Origin of the sequence: Paraburkholderia sp., assembly GCF_034668105.1 — a bacterium.
GTDB lineage: Bacteria > Pseudomonadota > Gammaproteobacteria > Burkholderiales > Burkholderiaceae > Paraburkholderia.
In genome coordinates, this window is sequence record NZ_JAXDPY010000140.1 from 1 (window position 1) to 3,248 (window position 3,248).

Consider the following 3,248-nt stretch of genomic DNA (forward strand, 5'->3'; position numbering starts at 1 on the left):
CGCGTCGCGCGGGCGGTGGAAGAAGTCGCCGCGCTGAGCGCAAACGGCACGCAAGACGTCTTCGCGGTTGAGACCGACGTCAGTATCGCCGACGAAGTTCGCCGCCTGCACGCAAGCGTTGTCGAACGCTTCGGTGGAACAGATGTATTGATGAACAATGCCGGCATTCAGCCGGGCAGCGGCATGTTCGGTCCAACCGCGAACTGGGAACGCGTGCTCGGTGTCAATTTGTGGGGCGTGATCCACGGCACGCAGGTGTTCGTGCCGGACATGATCAAGCGCGGCCGTCCCGGGCTTGTCATCAATACCGGTTCAAAGCAAGGCATCACGACGCCGCCGGGCGACCCTGCATATAACGTTTCGAAAGCCGGTCTGAAAGCATTCACCGAAGCGTTGCAGCATGAATTGCGCAACACCGCCGACTGCCGCATCAGCGCTCATCTGCTGATTCCCGGCTTCGTGTTCACGGAACTGACACGGCACGGCCGCGTGGAGAAGCCCGTCGCCGCATGGACGCCCGAGCAGACCGTCGATTTCATGTTCGAGCGCCTCGACGCCGGCGACTTCTACATACTGTGTCCCGACAACGACGTGCCGCGCTCGCTCGACGAATTGCGCATTCAATGGGCGGCGGGCGATATCGTTGAGAACCGGCCCCCGTTGTCGCGCTGGCATCCGGACTACGCCACGGCATTTGAAGCGTTCATCAAGCAGCCCCGTTGACTCAAGGGCCGGCGCGATGTGGCAACAAAGTGAAACCTATCCCGATCCCGCGGTGGAGGTGCTCGATCCGCGCTTCCTGAAATATCGCATGACGAACGCGGCGGTCGAGCGCCTTGCAACCGGCATGCGCTTCGGCGAAGGACCGGTGTGGTTCGGCGACGGCCGCTTCCTGCTGCAGTCACTGTACGCGCTCTACGTCGATACGACTGCGGCGGCCGCAACCTGCGCGCGCCGGCGGATTACTTCGGCGCCCGGCCGAGGGCGCTGCGCGCACCGGCCGGTCATGATGAGAATTAACGCGGGGTCAAGCCGTGCGCTGGCGCTCGCTGAACGGAATGCCGCCTTTTGACTTGGAGTCTGCTGGAGACTCCACGATCTGCACAACAACCTGTTCGGCGAGGACACCCAAGCTGTCGACCACAGCTTGGGTAATCCCCGTCATCAGCGCTTTCTTTTGCTCGGGTGAGCGGCCTGCTACTGCATAAACAACGACTTCCGGCATAACGTACTCCAGTGGGTTGGCAAAGAACCGCAGCCGCAATCATAGCGGCACTCCCCACCGTTTGCCCAAGCCTGTGCAATAGAAGCGAACTGCATGAAAGCTAGCGGCTTTCTTTCAAAAAATTTCTTCGTGCGGCTAGCCCGGGTTCCACTTGCTCCGCCAACCTCATCGGCATGGCAGGCTCACGCGGCGTTCGTCAGCCGGTCGGCGTTGAGGCCGAATTGGCGCGCGATCGATTGCAGCCTGTCACCCCATTCCCAGACGCCGAAGACGTCATGCACGTTTTGCAGACAGCTCAGCAGGCTGACCGTCTGCGGGTCGTATACGTTGATCTTCGAACGCAGTAGCGCTCTTTTCAGCGCGGCGACGCCCACGTCCATATAGGCCGGCACTTCGTTCTTCTGCTTGCTGAGGTAGTGAATGGGCACCCCTTCCATAGCTGTCATGTAGTCGCGTGGCTTGATGTAGTTGCCGATCGGGCAGCCGCCGCAGTAACCGCGATACGCGGCGCCGCCGCGCGGCAGGAGCGCTGTGCCACGCTGCTGAAAAAGATGCCGGACCGCCTGGTCGAAAATGACTTGATGGCTTAAAAATTCGAGGGTCATTCGGTTCTCCTGCCGCACTCGAGTTTGCGCGGTAGTCGGTTCTTGCTGCGTGCAGACAAGCGGTCCGTCGTAGCGATGGGTGTTGAGTTGGATGCGGGGAAGTGTGATTACCGCGGCCTGCGATGACCGCAATCCGAAGACAACCCGCTCGCTGGTACTGTCCGAGTGAGAGAAGAGTAGGTTCTGCCGACGCGCGAATCTACTCTACGGTGGGATATGCCAATGCCGCATTGGCGTAATTGGCTTATACGAAGGTATAGGCGCGGTGACGGCGGCCCCGCACTACGGGCGCCAGCGCACCTGTGTGAGCTCTTCGCACACTTGCCATAGACGGCCGGCATTCGAAGCGTCCTTTGCCTGGCCGGCGATGCTCGCTTCGCCAATCCGGTTTCCACGTGCTTCCAGAAAGCCTTGTGGACCATAGTAGCCACCGTCACTGACGTCACGCGAAGTAGCGGCGTAAAGGGTCGGCAGTGCGCCTGCGTAGTCGGTGTTCAGCACGGTGCCGATGAAATGACTAAGGAGCTCGCGGGCCGCTCTTGAAATTGCCGAGCGATCGCCGCCCCGAAACAGATTGGTGTTTGCAACGCCAGGGTGAGCGGCAACCGACATAACGCGGGAATTGGCAGCGCGCAAACGCCGGTCGAGCTCGAACGCAAACATCAGATTCGCGAGCTTAGACTGCCGATAGGACTGCATCGGCGAATATGTTTTTCTGGATTGGAGGTCGTTGAAATCGATCCCTCCTTGCTTGTGTGCGATGGACGCGATCGTGACGATGCGCGGGCGGTCAGGCGATTCAGTCGCAGCGAGTTCGAGAGCGGGCATGAGCAGCGCAGTCAACGCGAAATGGCCGAGGACGTTGGTGCCAAACTGCAGCTCGAAGCCGTCCGCAGTCTCGAGCCGTTGCGGCGGCGCCATGACGCCGGCATTGTTGATCAGCGTGTGAATGGGGCGTTGCCCGGCGAGCTCTTTCTGTGCGAACTGTCGTACGGATGCGAGGGATGCGAGATCGAGAATCGCGAGTTCGGCACGAGCGTCGGGTGCCGCGGCGTTCAGCCGCGCCAAGGCTTCTTCTCCGCGTTGTTCATCGCGGCACGCAAGTATCACTTGCGCGCCTTTGCGCGCCAGAGTCAGTGCGGCGTGGTAGCCAATGCCGCTATTCGCTCCAGTGATGAGAACTCGCTTGCCGGTCTGCGGCGGAATGTCGGCTACGGTCCATTGCTTGTTCATATTGTTCCGGCTGAGCAGTGTGATAGTCGACTGCGAGACTATCATTAGTCAGTCTGGGGTGTTGCTATCGGGCAGGCAGCCGCTCCCGGCGATGCCGTCATCTGCGTTGCCTTCGGACCTTGAGAAGGAGTAAGCGATTACAATTTTAGGGAAAAATCAGCAACGCTTGATGGTAGTCATCCACG

General features: G+C 60.4%; 4 protein-coding genes and 1 pseudogene. 2 read left to right on the plus strand and 3 right to left on the minus strand.

All coding sequences use genetic code 11. The annotated features are described in order from the left end of the window. Both QOC89_RS06520 and QOC89_RS06525 read left to right on the plus strand, forming a co-directional pair. On the plus strand, positions 1-723 hold a 723-nt coding region (locus tag QOC89_RS06520; protein WP_323044276.1), incomplete at its 5' end, for an SDR family NAD(P)-dependent oxidoreductase. 16 nt (positions 724-739) lie between these two features. Next, positions 740-904 (plus strand): annotated as a pseudogene (locus QOC89_RS06525) (SMP-30/gluconolactonase/LRE family protein); the annotation flags it as partial. Between the two features lie 123 nt (positions 905-1,027). Here QOC89_RS06525 and QOC89_RS06530 read toward each other — a convergent pair. The 3 genes from QOC89_RS06530 to QOC89_RS06540 form a co-directional block, all read right to left on the minus strand. Continuing rightward, positions 1,028-1,225 (minus strand): tautomerase family protein, encoded by a 198-nt coding sequence (locus QOC89_RS06530; RefSeq protein ID WP_323044277.1) that lies wholly within the window; start codon positions 1,223-1,225, stop codon positions 1,028-1,030. 182 nt (positions 1,226-1,407) lie between these two features. Continuing rightward, the gene (locus QOC89_RS06535) at positions 1,408-1,830 is read right to left on the minus strand and encodes a hypothetical protein (RefSeq protein ID WP_323044278.1); all 423 of its coding nucleotides are present in this window, start codon (positions 1,828-1,830) and stop codon (positions 1,408-1,410) included. 282 nt (positions 1,831-2,112) lie between these two features. Beyond that, positions 2,113-3,063 (minus strand): oxidoreductase, encoded by a 951-nt coding sequence (locus tag QOC89_RS06540; RefSeq protein WP_323044279.1) that lies wholly within the window; start codon positions 3,061-3,063, stop codon positions 2,113-2,115. Between the last annotated feature and the right edge of the window lie 185 nt (positions 3,064-3,248).